Source organism: Aureibaculum algae, assembly GCF_006065315.1.
Lineage (GTDB): Bacteria > Bacteroidota > Bacteroidia > Flavobacteriales > Flavobacteriaceae > Aureibaculum > Aureibaculum algae.
Genome location: NZ_CP040749.1, coordinates 5,006,768 through 5,027,903 on the forward strand (window position 1 = coordinate 5,006,768; position 21,136 = coordinate 5,027,903).

Genomic DNA, 21,136 nt, shown 5'->3' on the forward strand with positions numbered 1-21,136 from the left:
AGATTACCAAATGTACCTTTTTGATGACTTTATTGACGCAAATAAAAACCTCTTACCAGAAGACGGCACAGTAAATTATTATGGAAAATTATTGACTAAGGAAAAAGCAACTGTATATTACGAAAGTCTACTAAAAACCATTCAGTGGAAAAATGATATTGCTATTATCTTTGGAAAGCGTATCGAAACAAAGCGAAAAGTAGCATGGTACGCTGAAAAACCCTTTGAATACACCTATTCTAACAATACGAAATTGGCTTTACCATGGACCAAAGAGTTACAAAAATTAAAAACATTAATTGAACAAAAGACAGGAGAAACCTTTAATTCCTGCTTGCTAAATTTATACCATAACGGATCAGAAGGTATGGCTTGGCATAGCGATGGAGAAAAAGATTTAAAGAAAAATGGTGCCATTGCTTCCTTCAGTTTTGGTGCTGAACGCAAATTTGCTTTTAAGCATAAAGTGACCAAAGAAGTTGTCTCATTAGTTTTGGAACATGGAAGCTTATTGGTAATGAAAGATGAAACACAAACACATTGGCTACACAGATTACCACCAACCAAGAAATTTTTTAATCCAAGAGTAAATTTGACGTTTAGAACAATTGAGAAATAAACGTTTAACTAGCCACTTCTCCTCTATGTGGCTTTAACGCATCACGATAGATAAGCATATCTTTTTCATCCACAACAATATAGGCAATGGCAAAGTATTCTGAATGTTCAGTAACATCAACTTCATAATATGACAGCTTTTCCTTGACTGCAAATTCCTTTAAATGAATGGCATGGTGCTTTGCTGTTGGTAAAGCTTCTGGGCCTCTAAAGTCCCATATTAATTTTATTTTTCTGCTCAACGTATAATTTTTAAAACACAAAAATAACCATTATTCCTTCTGCAGGTCATGTATCTTTCCTCCAAAATTAAGAATCATAGAATTATTAGCTAGATTAAACGTAAACTTAATGCCCATAGAGTCATAGCTAAAGCTATCTTTTTCGGTTGCAATCAATTTAAAAATCGGTTGTCCCGTGGCCTGAGCAAATAATGTATTTCCTTCTTTAGTAAAAGTTACCTTTGCTGGAAATGTCGAACCACTGTAAACGCCTAAGTACACATCTAAATCATTACTTGTCAAATCAATTTTAGATTCACTTTCTAGGCTTGGGTCATTGCTAAAATAAGTTTCTAACAGCGATACCAAAATAGTTGTTGCCTCAGTGTTTAAGGCATTAAATGAAAAGGCAATCGAAACATTTCTACTAGGAACATATGCAGCCATAGATCTAAAACCATCAATTCCTCCATCATGACCATATACCTCTAAACCTTTAAAAACAAGTTTAGACAATCCCATACCCATATTTTCTTTTACAGATTTCATTTGTTCTAGAGCGTCTTTTGAAACTAAATTTCCTGAAAATAAGTTATCATAAAAAACATTTAGTTCTCTTGGTGTTGACACAATTGCACCAGCCCCCATCGGTCCAGTTAAATCAGTTTCTAATGTGATTGGCTTCCATTCTGAATCTTCTTCATAATAGGAAACCGCTTCATTCTCACTCGGAATAATATCTTTTCCATAAATTGTTCTATCCAATTTAATTGGATCAGAAATTCTATTGTTTAAAATTTCTGAGAAGGTTTTTTTATCAATATCTTCAGCTATATAAGAAAGTAAAATATAGTTTGTATTTGAATATGCTGTTTTTTCATTGGGTTCAAAATCCACACCATTTTTAATGAACTTTTCAAGCATTTCTTTTCGTTTTCTTGGTTTACTTATCCAAAGTTGAAAATCTTTTTCATTTGTTACATTATGTAAACCACTTCTATGATACAAAAGGTTTTCTATTGTTATTATCTCGGCATTTTCAATTTCAGGAAAATGAGAACTTAAATTCGAACTAAGACTTAGTTTCTTTTCATCAATCAATTGCATTATAATTGTAGCTGTAAATGTTTTCGTTATAGAGCCAATTCTATATTTAGTTAACGCATTAGCTTTTGACTTTGAATTGATATTAGAAAAACCTATGGATTTTTGATAGACCTCTTGTCCATCCTTAAAAATGGAAACCGTTCCCATTCCTATTTTATTTTCTTCAATGTTGCTAAATAAACTATCAAGTTTAGTTTTGTCAATAGTTTGAGACTGTAAGCAAAGACTTGTTAAAAAAGCTATTATAATTATAATGTACTTGACCATATATTATTTTTTTGTCCAAGTTAGAACAATAATCCCTAATCTACCAATTAGAAAAATAACGGAACCAAATACGGGAGTCAAGAGACCGTACTGAAGCCCCCCTGCTATAACTCCAGCCGAAATTTCATTTGCCATTTGAATGGCTTCAAATGCTCCAATCAAACTAATCATAAGAGTAAAGAAGCCCCATACTAATGCAAATAAGGAAACTGAACTTATAAGATTTATTATTTTTTCTGAGTTCTCCTTTTCTAGAAAACCTTTAATAAGAAGTAATATCACTAAAATTAATAATAACAAAAGTGGATATGTTAAAAGTGGCTCTAACTGAAAAAATTTTTGGAAAAATGATGACATAATAATTAGATTTAAAAATTAATAATACTCAAATGTAATCTGAAAGTAGCATTGCTATATAAATTAGCGATAGAATAAAGAATTAGAGTGTTAATTAACAGAATAAGCCTAATTTGAACCTTCTATTTGCAAAAAACAGTGTTAAATTGGTAATTCACCTATGAAATTATACATATTAAAATAAAATAAGCAACTTGCGTCATTAAAGTTAAACAAAGAATGAATACAAACCTTTTGCATAAAAGCAAATTTATACCTATACATTTTTTAGTATGGGTTGTTGTATGGTTTTTCTTCGTTTACTTTTTTAGTTACAATTCTGATAATACTAGTTATGTCACTTGGTTTTCAAGTTTTCTATTGCCAATAGCAATCGTAACTACCTACTTTATGGTGTATTATTTAATTCCTAAATACCTCCTAACAAAAAAGTACTTTCTTTTCATACTTTACAGTCTTTATATGTCTGTTTTCTCAACGGTTTTAATACTTATCGCCATTTACGTTAGTTTTATTTTCTTGTCTAACATGGAAATAAAAAAAATGCCACCAATGAGCCGAAACTTTGTGTTTGTTTTAATTCTTGTGTATTTAGTGGTTGCTATTTTTAGTTTTATCAGTTTATTAAATCACAACTTTAAAACCATTTCAAAAAATAAAGCATTAGAAAATAAAATTTTGGAAACTCAATTGCAGATTAAAAATCAAGAATTGCAATATTTAAAAAAGCAAATTCACCCACATTTTCTATTTAATACCCTAAATACTATTTACGGATTTGCCTTAAAACAGTCTAAAGATACCCCTGAAATAATATTAAAATTATCAAATTTATTAGACTATATTTTATACCAAGTAAATAAACCTAAAGTTAGTTTAAAAGAAGAAATTGCTCATATTAAAGAATATATCGAACTCGAAAAAATACGATTTCAAGATACATTAAAAGTGTCTTTTATTGCTGATGAAATTCCTGAAACTATTCAAATTGCTCCGATGCTTTTAATACCATTCGTAGAAAATGCCTTTAAACATGGTCATTTAATAGATGGGTTTTTAAACATAGAGATTGTAATATGGTTTTCAGATGGCAACCTTAATTTTACTATAAAAAATACCACTATTCAAAATGAAGCCACAAAAGAAAATGATGGTATTGGACTTAAAAACATAAAGAAAAGATTGGATATTTTGTATATTGATAATTATACATTAAATATTTCTGAATTTGAGGGTTGGTATAATGTTAACCTCAACGTTTTAAACTTAAAAGCAAACTAAATTGGTGAAACAGATTAACTGCATAATTGTTGATGACGAACCTATAGCCCGTGAAATTTTAGCTACGCATTTGCAAAAAATTGATATCATAAAGGTTTCCAAATTATGTAAAAATGCTGTGGAAGCTTTTAATACCATAAGTTCAGATAAAATTGATTTGATCTTTTTAGATATCAATATGCCCGAAATATCGGGATTAGCCTTTGCGAAATCAATCAATAAAAATATAAAGGTAATTTTCACAACCGCCTATCGCGAATATGCTATTGACGGGTTTGACTTGCAAGCCGTTGATTATTTATTAAAACCCATTTCTTTTGAACGTTTATTGAAAGCCATCAATAAATTCAGCAATGAAAATATTGAAATTATAGAGAAGCCAGTTGTTGAAACACATGAAAAAAATGATTTTATCTTTGTACGTGCTGATAGAAAAATGGTAAAAATTAATTTTTCTGAAATACTATATATTGAAAGTTTGAGCGATTATATTCAAATTCATTTAATTGATAAAACCATTACTACCCGAGAAACGATTAGCAATATAGAAGCGAAACTTCCACAACATCAATTTTTAAGAACACATCGTTCATTTATAATCTCAATTAATAAAATAGAATTGTTTACCAATGAATTTGTAGAACTTGGCAACAAAGCCATTCCTATAAGTAGAACCTACAAAAATGATGTTCTCAAAAAATTAGAAAGTCTGTAATACAGTATTGAGCATCGTAATTACAAGTAATTAATAACATTCAGAAAATTGCATTACAATACATTTGCTCATGCTATTTTCAAAAATCAAAAACTCGGCTGTACTTATTGCAGTAGTTGGCATTGTTTTATTTTCCGCAAAAGCCATTATGGTTAAATTGGCTTATCAATACAATGTAAGTTCATTACATTTACTATTATTTAGAATGCTTTTTTCACTTCCTTTCTATTTGATAATTCTATACTTTCATAAACCAAAATCAACAACAAATATTAAGAAACAAGATTATCTGTGGTTGCTCTTTTTTGGATTCATCGGTTATTATTTGGCCAGCTATTTCGATTTTTTAGGCCTACAATACATAAAGGCTGGTTTAGAAAGAATTATCCTGTTTATTTACCCAACTTTAGTGCTTTTAATCTCAAGAATTTTCCTTAAAGAAAGAATTTCACCAAAGCAGATTATCGCGATATTAATCACCTATTTTGGTGTAATAATAACATTTAGTGGAGAATTGCAATACAACGGTGATCATATTTTCCTTGGCGGATTTTTAATCTTTTTAAGTGCCCTAACCTATGCTTCATATCTCGTTGGTAGCGGATGGTTAATACCAAAATTTGGAGTATTACGTTTTACGTCATATGCCATGATAATATCGTCAATTTGTGTCATTATCCATTATTTAATACTCGACAGAACAAGTGTTTTTCAATACTCCTATCAAGTATATCTACTTGGTTTTATGATGGCTATTTTATCAACATTAATTCCTTCGTTTTTAGTGTCATTGGCCATAAAAAAAATAGGAGCATCTAATTTTTCTATCATTGGCAGTATTGGACCTATATCTACCATTATTTTAGCCTATATTTTTCTTGATGAAAGGTTAACCATAATGCAATTATTAGGAGCAGTAATTGTAATCATTGGTATTACTTTTGTTTCTCTGAATAAATCTAAAAAAAATAGAAAACTTGTTCCCTAACATTTATCTTTGTGAAAAATCTCAACTTTGGAACGCGACAATTTTATTTACAAACCAACACAGAAAAGAATATTAGATGATGGCTCTTTCACTTGGAAAGCTCCAAGTAATATTGCCCTAGTAAAATATTGGGGGAAAAAAGAACCGCAACTTCCTGAAAATGCTTCTATCAGTTTTACTTTAGATGCTTGTTCAACAATAACTACTATTGATTTTAGTAAAAGTAAACCTAACGAGAATGTCAATTTCGATATCTATTTTGAAGACGAAAAGAAGGATGACTTTAAACCGAAAATAGAAAAGTTCTTTGAGCGTATAAAACAATATGTTCCATTTATTTCAGATTATAATTTTGTAATTAAAACACGTAATACATTTCCACATAGTAGTGGAATTGCATCTTCAGCAAGTGGAATGTCCGCCCTAGCTTTATGTATTATGAGCATGGAAAAAGCCTTAAATCCCGCTATTTCAGACGAACTATTTAATAAAAAAGCTTCTTTTTTAGCTCGTTTAGGTTCAGGTAGTGCTGCAAGAAGTGTTGAAGGACCACTGGTAGTTTGGGGTAAACACGATAAAATTGACAATAGTTCTGACCTGTTTGGAGTAAAATTTTCTGGAACTGTTCATGAAAATTTTAAAAATTACCATGATACAATTTTACTAGTTGACAAGGGTGAAAAACAAGTATCGAGTACCGTGGGGCATAACTTAATGAATAATCATCCTTTTGCTCAACAACGATTTGTGCAAGCAAATGAAAACATGATTAAAATCTCAGAAGCTTTAAAATTGGGCGACTTAAAATCGTTTATAAGCATTGTAGAAAGCGAAGCACTTACGCTGCATTCTATGATGATGACGAGTCATCCTTATTTTATTTTAATGAAGCCAAACACGTTAGAAATAATAAATAAAATTTGGGCATTCAGAGAAAAGACAAACTCAAACATCTGCTTTACATTAGATGCCGGTGCCAATGTTCACATCTTATTTCCTGAAAAAGAAAAGGAAAAAGTTAACGATTTTATTATCAGCGAATTAATTCAATTTTGTCAAAATAATCATTATATTTGTGACAGGGTCGGATTTGGAGCGAGGCAAATTCAATAGATTTCCTATCCTTTTATAATTTGTTCTTTTGATTTTTTGGCCGATACAACGTTATAATAAATTGAGACTGAATTAGCAAAACTATATATAAATAGAGCTTAATCATGCAAAAGCTAGGTATATCGTTTTGGATTTTATTAACTTAAAATTTCGGTCATGAAAAACTTAACTACATTATTTTGCCTGCTTACATTCCTTTTTTCTACATTATTATTTGCTCAAAAAGACACCCTTTGGTACGATTCCAATTGGGGAGAAACGGCACGAGCCCAAGCCTCATATTTCAGACCCGCACCTGATAAAAAAGATAATGGTTATTGGTGGCAGGACTATTATATTGATGGTACTAAACAAATGGAGGCCTTATCATTAAAAGAAAATGAAGAAGTTTTACACGGAAAAGTAATTTGGTATCACCCTAACGGAAAAGTAATGCAAACCGTTCATTATAAAAATAATGTACCTCATGGTTTACGTAAAAATTATTATAAAAGTGGCCCGTTAAAAAGTGAATATTCTTATGTTAACGGTAAAATTGATGGTGCTTATGTAGCATATCATGAAAACGCCCAACTTTCAGAATCTGGCAACTATAAACTTGGAGAAAGAATTGGTGATTGGAAAGAACATTATAAAAGTGGAAAGTTAAAAGCCGAAGGTAAATATACCAATGGTAAAAAGTCAGAAACATGGCAAGTATATTATTATGATGGTTCAATAGAAGATTAAACAATGACGTTTGTTTTGATAATAAACGTTATATAACAGCGTTTAAGAACCATAGAAGCAATATTATTAGTGAGATTATATTATATTTGCAACATATTATTATGTTAATATTCATAAATTGATGAAAGGACCTTTATTTTATGCTAAAATTTTACTCTTTGGTGAGTACGGAATTATAAAAGATTCTAAGGGTTTGGCGATACCATATAATTTTTTTAAAGGTGCCTTAAAAACATCAAATAATTTATCGGATACTGCTAAAAAATCCAATGAAAATTTACTGAAATATTACACCTATTTGTCGGATACTGATAACAGTATTGTACATTTTAGATTGGATGAATTAAAGCGAGACGTACAAAATGGTATGTATTTCGATTCTAGTATACCTCAAGGTTATGGTGTTGGAAGTTCAGGTGCCTTAGTAGCTGCGATATACGATAAATATGCCGATGACAAAATTACCGTATTAGAAAATTTAACTAGAGATAAATTATTAAAATTAAAAGGAATTTTTGGAATGATGGAATCTTTCTTTCATGGTAAAAGTTCTGGATTAGATCCGTTAAACAGCTATTTAAGTTTACCTATTCTTATCAACTCTAAAGATAATTTAGAACCAACAGGAATACCATCTCAAAAAGAAGGTAAAGGAGCTGTGTTTTTATTAGATTCTGAACAAATTGGTGAAACTGAACCTATGGTTAGCCTTTTCATGAATAAAATGAAAAATGAAGGTTTTAGAAAAATGATCAATGAAGATTTTGCAAAATATACAGATGCTTGTATTGATGATTTTTTACATGGAAATGCGAAATCGCTTTTTGGAAATGTAAAACAACTCTCTAAAGTTGTGTTGGCTAATTTTAAACCGATGATTCCTAAAGCATTTCATAAACTTTGGCAACATGGTATTGATAGCAATGCCTATTATTTAAAATTATGTGGTTCTGGTGGAGGTGGCTATATTTTAGGTTTTACACCTGACTATGCAAAAGCTCAAGAGATTCTAAAAAATTATAAGTTAGAATTAGTTTACAGATTTTAATTATGGGTTATGGACTTACTTAAAGCCGCGGAAGAGAACACACCCAAAAAACCAAAAAAATATCCTTTTTATTATAAATTTTTCAGTTTACTATCTGTAGTAAGAGGTTATAATATAGTAATTATCGTAATTGCTCAATACTTAGCGTCTATATTTATTTTTGCTCCTGAAAAATCGTTACGCGGTGTCTTACTTAGTTTAGATTTATATCTAATCGTTTTAGCGACGATTTGTGTAATTGCCTCGGGTTATATTATCAATAATTTTTACGATGTAGATAAAGATAAAATAAACAAACCTCAAAAAACAAAGCTAGATAGTATTGTTACTCAGCAAACTAAATTATATATTTACTTTACACTTAACTTTTTAGGTTTTGCATTTGCATTTTTTGTGTCATGGAAAGCAGCAGTGTTTTTTGCAGTTTATATTTTTTCAATCTGGTTTTATTCTCACAAACTACGTCATTATCCATTAGTAAAATTATTCTCCGCCGCTATTTTAGCCCTACTACCCTTTTTTGTAATTTTTGTATATTATAGGAACTTTTCTACTATTATTTTTACCCATGCTTGTTTCCTGTTTTTTATATTATTAATAAGAGAACTTATCAAAGATTTAGAAACCATGCAGGGTGATATTGTTTCAAACTATATGACATTACCTATAAAATATGGCGAACGGTTTACTAAAACACTTATAACACTCATTGTATTTTTAACCATACCTCCTATTTCATTCTTATTAAAATATCCTGAAATCGGTTTAATGAAATATTATTTTTATTTCTCGGCAATAGTTTTATTAGTCTTTCTAATCTTATTATGGCAATCAAATACTAAAAAAAATTACATGCTCTTGCATACCATTCTTAAATTATTAATTATTGCGGGCGTGTTTAGTTTAGCCTTTATTGACACTTCTGTAATAATTAAAAGAATACTATGAAATGCCTAACTAAAATTTGGATAACACCAATATCATAGTCTTGGCATTCCATCTGACCACTAAAAAATAATAACAGATGAACTCACATATACTAAAAGTTGCTTTAGCTCAAATTTCACCTGTTTGGTTAGATAAAGACAAAACTCTTGAAAAAATTGCTTCAAATATTAAAAGTGCTGCGAATCAAAATTGTGAATTAGTTGTTTTTGGAGAGGCTCTATTGCCTGGTTATCCTTTTTGGTTATCACTAACTGGCGGTGCCGAATGGAACACCAAAACAAATAAAGAACTCCATGCACACTATGCAAATAATTCAATTCAAATTGAAGCTGGAGAGCTAGATAGTATTTGTAAATTGGCACAAGAAAATACTATTGCCATATATTTAGGCATAATTGAAAGAGCAAAAAATAGAGGAGGTCATAGCCTATATTGTTCACTTGTATATATCAATCAGAAAGGAGAAATACAGTCGATACATAGAAAACTTCAACCAACCTATGACGAACGTTTAACTTGGGCCCCTGGCGATGGAAACGGATTACGAGTGCATCCACTTAAAAATTTTACGGTAGGTGGTTTAAATTGTTGGGAGAATTGGATGCCATTACCAAGAACTGCTTTGTATGGTATGGGAGAAGATTTACATATTGCAGTTTGGCCTGGCAGTGACCATAACACCAAAGACATAACTCGATTTATAGCAAGAGAATCACGTTCATTCGTAATCTCTGTATCTAGCTTAATGGCTAAAAGTGATTTTCCTAAAAACACACCACATTTAGAAAAAATACTTAAAAATGCTCCAGAAGTTTTAGCCAATGGAGGTTCGTGTATTGCTGGTCCGGATGGCGAATGGTTATTAGAACCTGTTTTACATAAAGAAGGGCTACTTATTGAAACTTTAGATTTTAATAGGGTATTAGAAGAACGTCAGAATTTCGATCCTGTTGGGCATTATTCACGACCAGATGTTACTAAACTTATGGTAAACAGAGAGCGACAACAAATAATTGAGATTAAAGAGTAGTTTAAATTCCCTAAATGTATTAATTTTGCCGTTCAAACTTCTAACTATAAGAAGTTCATAAAAATATATAAAATGGCAAAACAAAACTCGTCGAGAGGACGACAAGCCAAAACGTCTTCTCCAAATTCAGATTCAAAAAAGAAATCAACTACGGTAAGAAAGTCTTTTAATAAAGGTAAAACTTTTACAAAAGGTAAAGCAAACCCATATAGAAAGGACATCAGAAAAGACACTCCAAAACAACGTCTTGAAGAGCCTACCGAAATCAGATTGAATAAATACATTTCCAATTCTGGAATATGTTCTCGTAGAGAAGCTGATACCTACATTAAAGCTGGAAGTGCTACTGTTAACGGTAAGGTAATTACCGAAATGGGCTATAAAGTAAAACCGACAGATGATGTTCGTTTTGATGACGTATCAATTAATCCAGAACCAAAACGCTATGTTTTACTTAATAAACCAAAGAATTACATTACCACTATGGATGATGAACGTGGTAGACATACTGTAATGGAATTGGTTGGCAAAGCTACAAAAGAACGCATTTATCCAGTAGGAAGGTTGGATAGAAATACTACTGGCTTATTACTTTTTACTAACGATGGTGAAATGGCTAAAAAACTAACACACCCTAAGCATAATATTAAAAAATTATACCATGCTTCTCTTGATAAAAAATTAGCATTAACCGATTTACAAAAAATTTCTGAAAACTTTGTACTAGAAGGTAAAATGGTCTTTGTAGATGCAATTTCTTATATAGAAAATGAATCAAAAACGGAAATCGGTATTGAAATACACTCTGGAAGAAACCGAATTGTTAGAAAAATATTTGAACATTTTGGATATAAAGTGACTAAATTAGACCGTGTTATTTTTGCTGGTATGACCAAGAAAAACTTACCAAGAGGACATTGGAAGCACTTAACACAGCAAGAAGTTAATAATTTGAAGATGATTTAACATAAGTCATCAAGTTCTAATTTTATAATAAAAATTGTCTCCCGACGATTCGGGATGAGTGAATTTAATTTCAAGGATTCTAAACCGAAATTCTTGATACCCCATACATTTCGGGGCTATTGAAAATCACTTGAACAGACGGTAATATTAGAATAAAATATATAAAGTGAAATATTACATCATAGTAGGAGAAGCCTCAGGAGATTTACATGCTTCAAACCTAATGAAAGCATTGCAGAAAAAAGATGCAAATGCTGAGTTTAGGTTCTGGGGTGGAGACTTGATGGAATCCGTTGGCGGCACCTTAGTTAAGCATTATAAAGACCGAGCTTTTATGGGTTTTTCGGAAGTTATCTTCAATCTTCGAAAAATTTTAGGGCTAATTTCTTTCTGCAAAAAAGATATTGCTCAATACCAACCAGATCATATTATTTTTGTTGATAATTCTGGTTTCAATTTGCGTATCGCAAAATGGGCAAAAAAAGAAGGTTTTAAAACCAACTATTATATATCACCTCAAGTTTGGGCGTCAAGAGCAAGCCGTGTAAAGGACATAAAGCGTGATATAGATAACTTATTGGTCATCTTACCTTTTGAAGAGGCTTTTTACGAAAAATATAACTATACAGTAAATTTTGTTGGCCATCCTTTGATTGATGCCATTTCAGACAGAACTCAAGTAAGTGAAAAAGCATTTCGCAAAGAATACAACCTAAACGAAAAACCTATCATAGCAATTTTACCTGGAAGTCGTAAGCAAGAAATAACCAAAATGCTTTCCGTAATGCTTAAAATGGTTGATAAATTTAAGGACTACCAATTTGTAATTGCAGGTGCACCAAGTCAAGATTTTGAATTTTACAAAACTTTTATAAAGGATTCTAATGTTAAGTTTATATCAAACAAAACATATGATTTGTTATCCGTTTCATACGCTGCTTTAGTGACGTCTGGTACTGCCACATTAGAAACTGCTTTGTTTAAAGTACCACAAGTAGTATGCTATAAAGCGAGTAATATATCCTATCAAATAGCCAAACGAATTATCACGTTAAAATTTATATCATTGGTGAATTTAATTATGGATCGTGAAGTGGTCACTGAACTTATTCAGCATGACTTTAATCCGAAAAGATTAGAGAAAGAGCTCACTAATATATTGGACAACAAATACAGGGAAAAGCTCTTTTTAGACTATTTTGAATTAGAGAAAAAATTAGGAGGTAAAGGTGCCAGTGATAAAGCTGCAGGGTTAATCTATAACTCTAAATAGTAGTATTGACCAAATACTTCCTCCTAAAAACAATCACCAATATAATTGTTCTTAAAAACATCCAAACGGTAAAAGCTATCCATATCGCATATAGCTTTAAATCAAAATAATCACCAATTAATAACACCGGTATAAACCCTAAAAAAGTGGCAATCAATAATGTATTTCTAAGCGTAACAGCTTCAGCCAAACCTTTAAACAATCCGTCAAAAACAAAGGCAATGGCATTTAAGGGTTGCATTAATAAAACAATCCAAAAAATAGCATAAAAGGAATCTAAAACTTCTGTTTCTTGTGTAAAAGCTTTACCGATAGGTATATAAAATATAAAACAAATAATCGCCAAAATAAACGCTATGACAATTGCATATTTACTGAGGTCAATGCTCAATTTCCATAAACTTTTATAATCTTTTTCTCCTAATAACCTACCCGAAACAATGTTACCGACACTTGCATACCCATCAATAAAAAAAGCAAAAAACAACCATATTTGAAATGCGATTGTTTGAGCCGCTATATAATTGTTTCCATAAGCAGTAGCATAAGAATTGGCAAAATAAATAGCAATATTTAAAGACAATGCTCTTATAAATAAGTTTAAACTCAACAGTAGTAATCGTTTTATTTCGGTATTAAATGGCCATTGGAACTTCAATTCGAACGGTGTTTTTTTAATGAACAAATACAAAGCCATTACTGCCATTACAACTTGAGAAGTAAGACTGGCATATGCGGCACCTTCAATATGCATTGCTGGAATAAAACCCTCAATACCAAATACCAAAACAAAGTCTAAACCAACATTCAAAAGTAAGCCCGTAATACTAATTATCATAGGCCAAAACGTATTTTGCAAACCTCTGAAAACACCAAAAATTGAAAACACCAATAACGTTAATGGTAGCCCAACAGCTCTAATCTTATAATAAGCAACTGTATAATTCAAAATAAGTCCCTCTGCATTATAGAGTTTAAAAATAAATTCAACAAAAGCTATGGATATGAAATACAGAATAGCACTTAATGCTAAATTAATTACAATAATTTGGGTTGGTAAAGATTGTATTTCATCTAATCTATTAGCTCCAAAATAACGCGAAATTATGGCAGATATAGCCGAACGTGTTTGAGCTAAAATCCAGATTAAAGCAGACAAAAAAGAACCTGCAATACCTACCGCAGCCAATGCCTCTGTAGCATTTACATCAATATTACCTACTATTGCAGTATCTGTTAGAGAAAGCAATGGTTCTGCAATACCTGCTATTAGTGCTGGGAGTGCTAATTTATTAATATATGTAAAGGTAACTTTTGGTTTGGATTGCATGCTACTAAATCAGCCGGTTTTAAAATGCAAAGTTCGGCAATTAATTATCAACAAAGAAAGAATAAAAAAAGAGAAAAATAGATGACTATAAAAATGGGAAAAGCCCCAAATGACATGAGATGCAGATGAGGCTTTTAATTAAATAACTCTAAATTTAATTTCTTTAAATAGTACTTTGACTATTCACAATATTTTTAAGTATTTGGGATGTTACTTACTTCAAAGATAGGTCAGAAAAGGATTAATTTAAAGTAAATTAAACGTAAGTATTGTTTTTCTTAACAAATGGTATAGATTTAACAATAAATGGTAAATTGATACTTATTTAATACTATACATATTTGAAAATACTAAAATACATACCTGCACAACTTGTCTTTTTTTTAATTATTGGTATCGTGTTAGGATTCTATATTCAATTAAGTCTTTTTCTAATAAGTGCATTCTTAGTTTTTTCCATCCTATTGCTATTAATAACCTACTTACTTTCGAAGAAAAAGGAAAATCAGTATCATTATTTTACTTTCTGTACTTACGCTGTTTTTATCCTCATAGGTTTTGCTTCAGTTACCTTTAAAAATCCTAATGTAAATGAAAAAAATTATCTCAACCATTTGTCAGATAATTCAAATGAAACGGAGTTAATAATTGTGGACATATTAAAACCAAACGCTTATTACGACAGCTATATTGCTAAAGTTGTCAGCATTAACGGTGCTCAATCGGTAGGGAAAATAAAACTTAATATCCTTATAGATTCTATAAAGAACGATTTTTCCATAGATGATAAAATCATGGTTTTTGAAAATTTCAAGGAAATTGATAAACCTTTAAATCCATTTCAATTTAATTACAAAAATTATTTGATCAAACAACAGGTTCATCATCAAATGACAATTTATGATGGTGCCATAATACCCTTAAATAATAATAAAACATCTTTAAAAGGACTAGCACATTCCTTTAGAAAAAAAATAAATAGTTCATTACTTGATAATGGGTTTGAAGGAGATGAGTTAGCCATAATTAATGCATTACTGTTAGGGCAACGTCAAGAAATATCAAAAGAAATCATAGAAAATTACCAAAATGCTGGAGCCATTCACATTTTAGCTGTTTCAGGATTGCATGTTGGAATAATCTTATTATTGCTCAACTTTTTATTTACACCTTTAGAAAGACTAAAACAGGGCAAGATTATAAAATTAAGCATTGTTGTGCTCATTTTATGGGCATTTGCATTTATTGCGGGTTTATCAGCGTCAGTTATTAGAGCAGTCACAATGTTTACTGCAGTTGCCATAGCATTAGCAACAAAAAAAGAGATTAATACTTACAAAACCTTATTAATTTCTGTTTTCTTTCTGTTATTATTTAATCCTTTTTATCTTTTTGAAGTTGGTTTTCAACTCAGTTATTTAGCAGTGTTTTTTATAGTTTGGGTACAACCAAAATTATATAATCTATGGAAACCTAAGTATAAAGTAATTGATTACACTTGGCAACTGTTTACGGTTTCTATAGCCGCTCAATTAGGTGTTTTGCCTCTGAGTTTGTATTATTTTCACCAATTTCCAGGCCTGTTTTTTGTCGCTAACCTTATAATTATTCCCTTTTTAGGGCTAATTTTAGGATTTGGCATATTTGTAATTCTCCTCGCTCTGTTGGATATATTACCGAATTTCATTGCCAATGTATATGAAGAAGTAATCTCTATTCTTAATGCAACTGTGGGTTGGATAGGAAAACAAGAGTCTTTCTTATTTCAGAATATTTCTTTTACCATTATATCAACTATTTTAAGTTATGCAGTCATTATTACTTTTTTTAAATGGTTTGAAACTAAGAATAAATCACTTTTAAAATATGCTTTGATTGCCGTTGTACTATTTCAATCGAATTTAATTCTAGAAAAATACAATACCCAGCACGGATCTGAATTTGTAATTTTTAATAAACCGAGGTATTCCATTCTTTTAAATAGAAATGGTAATAAAACCAGTATTGAACATAATTTTGACAGCATAGCCCATAAAGGGCTTATTAAGGACTATTTAATCGGCACAAATTCAAAGCTTGAATCCGATGAAAATTTAATAAAAAACACCTATCAATTTGGGGCTAAAAGATTAATTGTAATTGACAGTTTTAGTATTTACAAAAATTTAAATATCAATCCAGAAATAATTTGGTTGCGAAACTCACCAAAGTTAAATTTAGACCGATTAATAGATCAAATGAATCCAAAAACAATAATTGCTGATGCCTCAAACTACAAAAACCTTGTAGAACAATGGCAAAAAACGAGTAAAACCAACAATATTCACTTCCATTACACCGTTAAAGATGGAGCATTTATGGAAAAATACTAAACCAGTTCAAATACCTATATTTGCTTTCTTTAAAAACAAAGTTACTTATGAAAATTATTGTCCCTATGGCAGGTATAGGTTCTCGCCTAAGACCTCACACTTTAACAATACCTAAACCTTTAACATTAATAGCCGGAAAACCCATTGTACAACGATTGGTTGAAGACATCGCTGCTGTTTTGAAACAAGATGTTGAAGAAATTGCTTTTATAATAGGTCCTACTTTTCCAAAGGATACTGAAAGTAAATTATTAGCTATTGCAAAAGACTTAGGAGCAAAAGGTGTGGTAACAGTTCAAGAAACAGCCTTAGGTACAGCTCATGCTATACAATGTGCAAAGGAATCTTTAAATGGTCCTTGTGTCGTTGCTTTTGCAGATACGCTTTTTAAAGCTGATTTTACACTTGATGAAAATGCAGATGGTGCTATTTGGGTAAAACAAGTTGAAAACCCTAGTGCTTATGGTGTTATAAAAATGCAGGATGGTGTTATTACTGATTTCGTTGAGAAACCAGAAACATTTATTTCAGATTTAGCCATTATAGGTATCTATTACTTTAAAAAGGGTGAAATTTTACGAAACGAAATTCAATATTTGTTAGATAATGACATCAAAGATAAAGGCGAATATCAGTTAACTGATGCATTAGAAAACATGAAGAAAAAAGGTATGAAGTTTGTACCTGGTCAAGTTGACGAATGGATGGATTGTGGTAATAAAGCAATCACCGTTGAAACAAATGGTAGAGTTTTGCAATTTGCTAAGCAAGCCGGACAAAACTTGGTATCAACATCTGTAATTTTAGAAAATTCAGAAATTATAGAACCATGCTATATCGGTGATAATGTAAAGTTAATTAATGCTAAAATTGGCCCGAATGTATCACTTGGCACAAATAGTGTAGTAGAAAATTCAACAATTAGTAATTCATTAATTCAAACAAATACTACGATTAAGAATGCAACTTTAGATAATGCAATGATTGGTAATAATGTTGAATACAATGGTGATTTCACCTCAATAAGCATAGGCGATTATTCAAATTTGGTTTAAGTTTAATGACAAAGTGGATTAGGCATATCATGGTTTTAATTATGATGAGTTTTTCTTTTATAGGATTTACTCAAAATGATTCATTGGCTCAAGTATTTTTAGAAACAAAAAATGTAGAAGAGCTTAAAAAAGAACAAAGCGATCTAGACTTTGAAAAGTATTTCTTTGAAGCCTTGCAACAAAAAGCTATCGGTAATTTTGATCAAGCTATTATAGCTCTAGAAAAATGTCAAGATATAAGAAGTGATGACAAGGCTTTAAATTTTGAGTTTGGTAAAAATTACTTTGAACTCGCAAAATACACCGAAGCTGAAGCCTTTGTAAAAAGTGCTTTAAAAAAAGATGTAAATAATTTATTTATGCAAATTTTGCTTAGAGATATTTATAACCGTCAAAATAACTTTAAAGCAGCTTTAGAAGTTCAGAAAAAAATTGCTGAAAGAAATGCCAATTCCGAATTAGATTTAGTTATTCTGTATATTAAAAATAATCAAATTGAAGACGCTAAAAAGATTCTGTTAGATTTAGAAAAGAAGGGAACATTAGACGAAAATCTCCTACCCTTTAAAGAATCCATTTTAAGCGGCAGTGTTTCAACACCAATCAATGAATCTAATGACAAAAATATAGAAAACCAATCTTTAACTGAATTAAAAGCTACCTATCAATCTGAAAAATCATTTAGAGTGTTAAAGCAGTTATTGATTAAGTTAAATGATAAAGAGAAATATTTAGAGCTAGAAAAAGAAAGTGCAACAGGAACAGAACTTTTTCCTGCACAACCTTTCGTTTATTTAATGAATGCTAAAGCTCTTAATTATACCAAAAAATATGATCAAGCACTTCTTAAATTAGAAGAAGGATTAGATTATATAGTTGATGATGCTGTCCTTGAAGCTGATTTTTATGATCAAATGGGGCTGAGCTATAAAGGACTAAAAAATAATGTTGAAGCTTCTAAGAATTATAATAAAGCAACAGCAATAAGACAAAAAAAATCATAAAATGTTAAAAAATATTGCTTTTATAGCTATTGTTATGTTGTCATTTTCGGCGTGTAAATCAAAAAAAATAACGAATACATCGGAGAATACAGCCTTGTCATCTAAAAGAGTAATCAAGAATCATTACATCAATTCCTTTGATAAAAAGACCATCAATGCCAAGTTAAAAATTAAATATAAAGGAAAAAGTAATTTACCAAGTGTAACAGGTTCATTAAGACTTCAAAAAGATGAAACCATCTGGATTAGCTTATCAAAATTAGGTTTTTCTGTAGGTAAAGTATTAATAACTCCAAATAGAGTTAGCTTTTATGAAAAAATAAACAGAACCTATTTTGATGGTGATTTTAAGTTGTTAAGTAATTTCTTAGGTACCGAATTAGATTTTCAAAAAGTACAAGATCTTTTATTGGGGCAGAGTTTACTTGACCTAAAAAAAGAATCTTTTGACATCTCTTTTTCTGAAAAAAATTATCAGTTAAAACCAAAAATTAGCAACCCTTTATTTGATATTCTCTTTTTGATAAACCCTATTAACTTTAAAATTAATAGTCAGCAACTGAATCAAAAAGAAGAAAACAATACCTTGGTTATTAATTATGCCAATTATGAAACTATAGAAAACGAATTTTTCCCTAGAGAAATTTACATTATTGCGTCAGACAAAAAAAATACTTCTACCATAGATGTTGATTATAAAACCGTTGAATTCAATAAATCACTTAGTTTCCCTTTTGAAATACCAAAAAATTATGAAAAGATAGAACTGAAATAATAGAATATTTTAGTCCAAATAAATTGGTATAACTTTGTTGAAATATTTTTAGAATCTAAAATGCTATTTATCTAAAAAAGGATAGTTTTGTAATATGAACTTAAGAGTTGTCTTATTTATTATAATCTCCATATTCTTCACGATTTCTTCGTTGGGGCAATCGAAATCTCAATTAGAAAAAAAGAGAAAACAACTACAAGAAGAAATTAAAGAAACGCAAAATCTTTTATTTAAATCGAAAAAAGAAGCCGAGACCTTATTGTCTGAACTTGATGATTTAACTAAAATAATAAGCGTTCGTTCTCGCTTAATTAGAACCATTGACGAGGAGGCAGAAGTGCTGTCAGAAGCCATTGCAAAAAATGAAAAGGAAATCAATTCTTTAGAAAAAAATCTATCTGTTTTAAAAAAGGATTACGCCAACATGGTGGTGAGTTCTTATAAAAGTAAAAATAAACAAAGTCGCTTACTGTTTTTACTATCCTCAGAAAGTTTTACGCAAGCCTATAAACGTTTACAGTATATAAAACAATATGCTACTTATAGAAAACAACAAGGAGAACAAATAAAGATTTCTGCAAATAAATTAAGTGTCTTAACTGATTCTTTACGAAATAAAGAAGACGAAAAACGACTGCTTATTGCTATGCACACGCAACAAAAAGACAGCATTGGCCGTGAAAAAAACTCACAAGTAAGATTGGTTGGTAAAGTAAAGGCAAAAGAAAGAAAATATATTGCTCAAATAAAAAGCAAACAAGCTGAAGAGCGTAAAATAGACCGACAAGTAGACAAGATAATTGCTGCTGCCATTGCCAAGTCAAATAAAGGAGCTGGAAAAAAAGCATCTTCAGGCTTTCATTTAACACCCGAAAATAAAAAATTGGCTAGTAATTTAGTTGCTAATAAAGGTAAGTTGCCATGGCCAGTAAAAAAAGGTCTTATTATCAGAAAATTCGGAACTCAAAAACATCCTACCATGCCAGGTATCACCATTAACTCAAGTGGTATTCATATTGCAACAGAAAAAGGAGCCAAAGCTAGAGCTATTTTTAAGGGAAAAGTTTTGTCTATTCAATTACAATCTGGCAGAAAAAAAATGGTACTGATACAACATGGTAATTACATTACTGCATATAAAAACCTTGATGATGTATTGGTTAAATTAGGTGATAACGTTGATACTGGCGTTGAAATAGGCACAATTCATACGGATGCAATAAATGGCAAAACCGTTCTCATATTCAGCTTTATGAAAGAGATACACCCTCAAAATCCTGAATCTTGGATTGGTAAAATCCTTTAAAGACTTAACCAAAAAGAGCCTTTAACTCATCAGCTTCTTCAGGTTTCATTTTACCAGACAAAATTAAACTTAATTGCTTTCTGCGTAGAGCTCCTTCAAAACGTTCTTTTTCTAATTCTGTTTCAGGTTTAATAACAGGTACTTTTACAGGAGAGCCAGTTAAATCAACCGCTACAAAAGTGTAAATACCTTCGTTCACCTTTGATTTCTCACCACTCTCACGATCTTCTGTCCATACATCAGCATAAACTTCCATAGACGAGTTAAAAGCTCTAGAAACCTTCGATTCTATAATTAACACACTACCTACTGGTACGGCTTTATTAAAAGCTACGTGATTTACAGATGCCGTTACTACAATTCTATTTGAGTGCCTTTGTGCGGCAATACTACAAGCTCTATCCATTCTTGCTAAAAGCTCACCACCAAAAAGGTTATGTAAAGAATTCGTTTCTCCAGGCAGTACCATATCAGTTAATACCGTTAAAGATTCTTTTGGAGTTTTTATTTTCATTTTAAAAAAGTTAATCGTTATTTAAGTAGGCAAAGATAGAACGGTAACTCTAAATAAATAGTATAATGAAAAAAATATTAATTGTAGTAAGTACGTCGCTTTATGGAAGGGTGTAGAAT

Annotated in this window: 21 protein-coding genes; 16 read left to right on the forward strand and 5 right to left on the reverse strand. The window is 30.7% G+C overall.

Going from position 1 to position 21,136, the window contains the following annotated elements:
• The first annotated feature begins 10 nt into the window (after positions 1–10).
• Positions 11–619 (forward strand): alpha-ketoglutarate-dependent dioxygenase AlkB family protein, encoded by a 609-nt coding sequence (locus tag FF125_RS21140; protein WP_138952111.1) that lies wholly within the window; start codon positions 11–13, stop codon positions 617–619.
• Positions 620–623: 4 nt separating this feature from the next.
• On the opposite strand, the gene FF125_RS21145 is transcribed toward FF125_RS21140, so the two are convergent.
• The 3 genes from FF125_RS21145 to FF125_RS21155 are packed head-to-tail and all read right to left on the reverse strand — an operon-like array spanning position 624 to position 2,570.
• A complete protein-coding gene (locus FF125_RS21145; RefSeq protein WP_138952112.1) occupies positions 624–860 on the reverse strand; it encodes a hypothetical protein in 237 nt (78 codons plus the stop codon).
• Positions 861–890: 30 nt separating this feature from the next.
• Positions 891–2,213 (reverse strand): serine hydrolase domain-containing protein, encoded by a 1,323-nt coding sequence (locus tag FF125_RS21150; protein WP_138952114.1) that lies wholly within the window; start codon positions 2,211–2,213, stop codon positions 891–893.
• A gap of 3 nt (positions 2,214–2,216) precedes the next feature.
• A complete protein-coding gene (locus tag FF125_RS21155; RefSeq protein ID WP_138952115.1) occupies positions 2,217–2,570 on the reverse strand; it encodes a hypothetical protein in 354 nt (117 codons plus the stop codon).
• A gap of 528 nt (positions 2,571–3,098) precedes the next feature.
• On the opposite strand from FF125_RS21155, the gene FF125_RS21160 reads away from it, so the two are divergent.
• The 10 genes from FF125_RS21160 to lpxB all read left to right on the forward strand — a co-directional run bounded on the left by FF125_RS21160 (position 3,099) and on the right by lpxB (position 12,661).
• Positions 3,099–3,851, forward strand: a complete 753-nt coding sequence (locus tag FF125_RS21160) for a sensor histidine kinase (protein WP_250629646.1) — start codon at positions 3,099–3,101, stop codon at positions 3,849–3,851.
• Between the two features lies 1 nt (position 3,852).
• Entirely contained in the window at positions 3,853–4,566 is a 714-nt protein-coding gene (locus FF125_RS21165) for a LytR/AlgR family response regulator transcription factor (RefSeq protein WP_138952117.1), read from the forward strand.
• A gap of 70 nt (positions 4,567–4,636) precedes the next feature.
• Positions 4,637–5,554 carry a DMT family transporter gene (locus FF125_RS21170; protein WP_138952119.1) on the forward strand — a complete coding sequence of 306 codons (918 nt, stop codon included), beginning with the start codon at positions 4,637–4,639 and terminating at the stop codon, positions 5,552–5,554.
• 27 nt (positions 5,555–5,581) lie between these two features.
• On the forward strand, positions 5,582–6,667 hold the full coding sequence (locus FF125_RS21175) for a diphosphomevalonate/mevalonate 3,5-bisphosphate decarboxylase family protein (protein WP_138952121.1): 1,086 nt from the start codon (positions 5,582–5,584) through the stop codon (positions 6,665–6,667).
• A 156-nt stretch (positions 6,668–6,823) separates the two neighbouring features.
• Positions 6,824–7,396: a toxin-antitoxin system YwqK family antitoxin gene (locus FF125_RS21180; protein WP_138952122.1), complete on the forward strand. Its 573-nt coding sequence runs from the start codon at positions 6,824–6,826 to the stop codon at positions 7,394–7,396.
• Between the two features lie 121 nt (positions 7,397–7,517).
• Positions 7,518–8,444, forward strand: coding sequence for a mevalonate kinase family protein (locus tag FF125_RS21185; protein ID WP_138952124.1), 927 nt, complete (start codon positions 7,518–7,520; stop codon positions 8,442–8,444).
• Between the two features lie 9 nt (positions 8,445–8,453).
• Complete coding sequence (locus tag FF125_RS21190; protein WP_138952126.1) at positions 8,454–9,392, forward strand: geranylgeranylglycerol-phosphate geranylgeranyltransferase; 939 nt, start codon at positions 8,454–8,456, stop codon at positions 9,390–9,392.
• A 76-nt stretch (positions 9,393–9,468) separates the two neighbouring features.
• Positions 9,469–10,422, forward strand: coding sequence for a carbon-nitrogen hydrolase family protein (locus tag FF125_RS21195; RefSeq protein WP_138952127.1), 954 nt, complete (start codon positions 9,469–9,471; stop codon positions 10,420–10,422).
• Between the two features lie 72 nt (positions 10,423–10,494).
• Positions 10,495–11,388: a pseudouridine synthase gene (locus tag FF125_RS21200; protein WP_138952128.1), complete on the forward strand. Its 894-nt coding sequence runs from the start codon at positions 10,495–10,497 to the stop codon at positions 11,386–11,388.
• Positions 11,389–11,554: 166 nt separating this feature from the next.
• Positions 11,555–12,661, forward strand: a complete 1,107-nt coding sequence (gene lpxB, locus FF125_RS21205; RefSeq protein WP_138952129.1) for a lipid-A-disaccharide synthase — start codon at positions 11,555–11,557, stop codon at positions 12,659–12,661.
• Here the strand turns inward: lpxB and FF125_RS21210 are convergent.
• A complete protein-coding gene (locus FF125_RS21210; RefSeq protein WP_138952130.1) occupies positions 12,654–13,991 on the reverse strand; it encodes an MATE family efflux transporter in 1,338 nt (445 codons plus the stop codon). The two genes, lpxB and FF125_RS21210, sit on opposite strands and share 8 nt — an antisense overlap.
• A gap of 341 nt (positions 13,992–14,332) precedes the next feature.
• On the opposite strand from FF125_RS21210, the gene FF125_RS21215 reads away from it, so the two are divergent.
• The 5 genes from FF125_RS21215 to FF125_RS21235 all read left to right on the forward strand — a co-directional run bounded on the left by FF125_RS21215 (position 14,333) and on the right by FF125_RS21235 (position 20,503).
• Positions 14,333–16,363 carry a ComEC/Rec2 family competence protein gene (locus tag FF125_RS21215; RefSeq protein WP_138952131.1) on the forward strand — a complete coding sequence of 677 codons (2,031 nt, stop codon included), beginning with the start codon at positions 14,333–14,335 and terminating at the stop codon, positions 16,361–16,363.
• A 47-nt stretch (positions 16,364–16,410) separates the two neighbouring features.
• On the forward strand, positions 16,411–17,418 hold the full coding sequence (locus FF125_RS21220) for a sugar phosphate nucleotidyltransferase (protein ID WP_138952133.1): 1,008 nt from the start codon (positions 16,411–16,413) through the stop codon (positions 17,416–17,418).
• A gap of 5 nt (positions 17,419–17,423) precedes the next feature.
• Positions 17,424–18,422 carry a tetratricopeptide repeat protein gene (locus tag FF125_RS21225; protein WP_138952134.1) on the forward strand — a complete coding sequence of 333 codons (999 nt, stop codon included), beginning with the start codon at positions 17,424–17,426 and terminating at the stop codon, positions 18,420–18,422.
• Between the two features lies 1 nt (position 18,423).
• Positions 18,424–19,197, forward strand: coding sequence for a DUF4292 domain-containing protein (locus FF125_RS21230; protein WP_138952136.1), 774 nt, complete (start codon positions 18,424–18,426; stop codon positions 19,195–19,197).
• A 94-nt stretch (positions 19,198–19,291) separates the two neighbouring features.
• Positions 19,292–20,503 (forward strand): murein hydrolase activator EnvC family protein, encoded by a 1,212-nt coding sequence (locus FF125_RS21235; protein WP_138952138.1) that lies wholly within the window; start codon positions 19,292–19,294, stop codon positions 20,501–20,503.
• 4 nt (positions 20,504–20,507) lie between these two features.
• On the opposite strand, the gene FF125_RS21240 is transcribed toward FF125_RS21235, so the two are convergent.
• Entirely contained in the window at positions 20,508–21,017 is a 510-nt protein-coding gene (locus tag FF125_RS21240) for an acyl-CoA thioesterase (RefSeq protein WP_138952140.1), read from the reverse strand.
• Between the last annotated feature and the right edge of the window lie 119 nt (positions 21,018–21,136).

Excerpts from the sequence above, each read along its gene's own strand:
- FF125_RS21140 (WP_138952111.1), top strand. The coding sequence starts at position 11 with ATGTACCTTTTTGATGACTTTATTGACGCAAATAAAAACCTCTTACCA.
- FF125_RS21150 (WP_138952114.1), bottom strand. The coding sequence starts at position 2,213 with ATGGTCAAGTACATTATAATTATAATAGCTTTTTTAACAAGTCTTTGC.
- FF125_RS21155 (WP_138952115.1), bottom strand. The coding sequence starts at position 2,570 with ATGTCATCATTTTTCCAAAAATTTTTTCAGTTAGAGCCACTTTTAACA.
- FF125_RS21160 (WP_250629646.1), top strand. The coding sequence starts at position 3,099 with ATGGAAATAAAAAAAATGCCACCAATGAGCCGAAACTTTGTGTTTGTT.
- FF125_RS21170 (WP_138952119.1), top strand. The coding sequence starts at position 4,637 with ATGCTATTTTCAAAAATCAAAAACTCGGCTGTACTTATTGCAGTAGTT.
- FF125_RS21180 (WP_138952122.1), top strand. The coding sequence starts at position 6,824 with ATGAAAAACTTAACTACATTATTTTGCCTGCTTACATTCCTTTTTTCT.
- FF125_RS21185 (WP_138952124.1), top strand. The coding sequence starts at position 7,518 with ATGAAAGGACCTTTATTTTATGCTAAAATTTTACTCTTTGGTGAGTAC.
- FF125_RS21190 (WP_138952126.1), top strand. The coding sequence starts at position 8,454 with ATGGACTTACTTAAAGCCGCGGAAGAGAACACACCCAAAAAACCAAAA.
- FF125_RS21195 (WP_138952127.1), top strand. The coding sequence starts at position 9,469 with ATGAACTCACATATACTAAAAGTTGCTTTAGCTCAAATTTCACCTGTT.
- FF125_RS21200 (WP_138952128.1), top strand. The coding sequence starts at position 10,495 with ATGGCAAAACAAAACTCGTCGAGAGGACGACAAGCCAAAACGTCTTCT.
- FF125_RS21210 (WP_138952130.1), bottom strand. The coding sequence starts at position 13,991 with ATGCAATCCAAACCAAAAGTTACCTTTACATATATTAATAAATTAGCA.
- FF125_RS21220 (WP_138952133.1), top strand. The coding sequence starts at position 16,411 with ATGAAAATTATTGTCCCTATGGCAGGTATAGGTTCTCGCCTAAGACCT.
- FF125_RS21225 (WP_138952134.1), top strand. The coding sequence starts at position 17,424 with ATGACAAAGTGGATTAGGCATATCATGGTTTTAATTATGATGAGTTTT.
- FF125_RS21230 (WP_138952136.1), top strand. The coding sequence starts at position 18,424 with ATGTTAAAAAATATTGCTTTTATAGCTATTGTTATGTTGTCATTTTCG.
- FF125_RS21235 (WP_138952138.1), top strand. The coding sequence starts at position 19,292 with ATGAACTTAAGAGTTGTCTTATTTATTATAATCTCCATATTCTTCACG.
- FF125_RS21240 (WP_138952140.1), bottom strand. The coding sequence starts at position 21,017 with ATGAAAATAAAAACTCCAAAAGAATCTTTAACGGTATTAACTGATATG.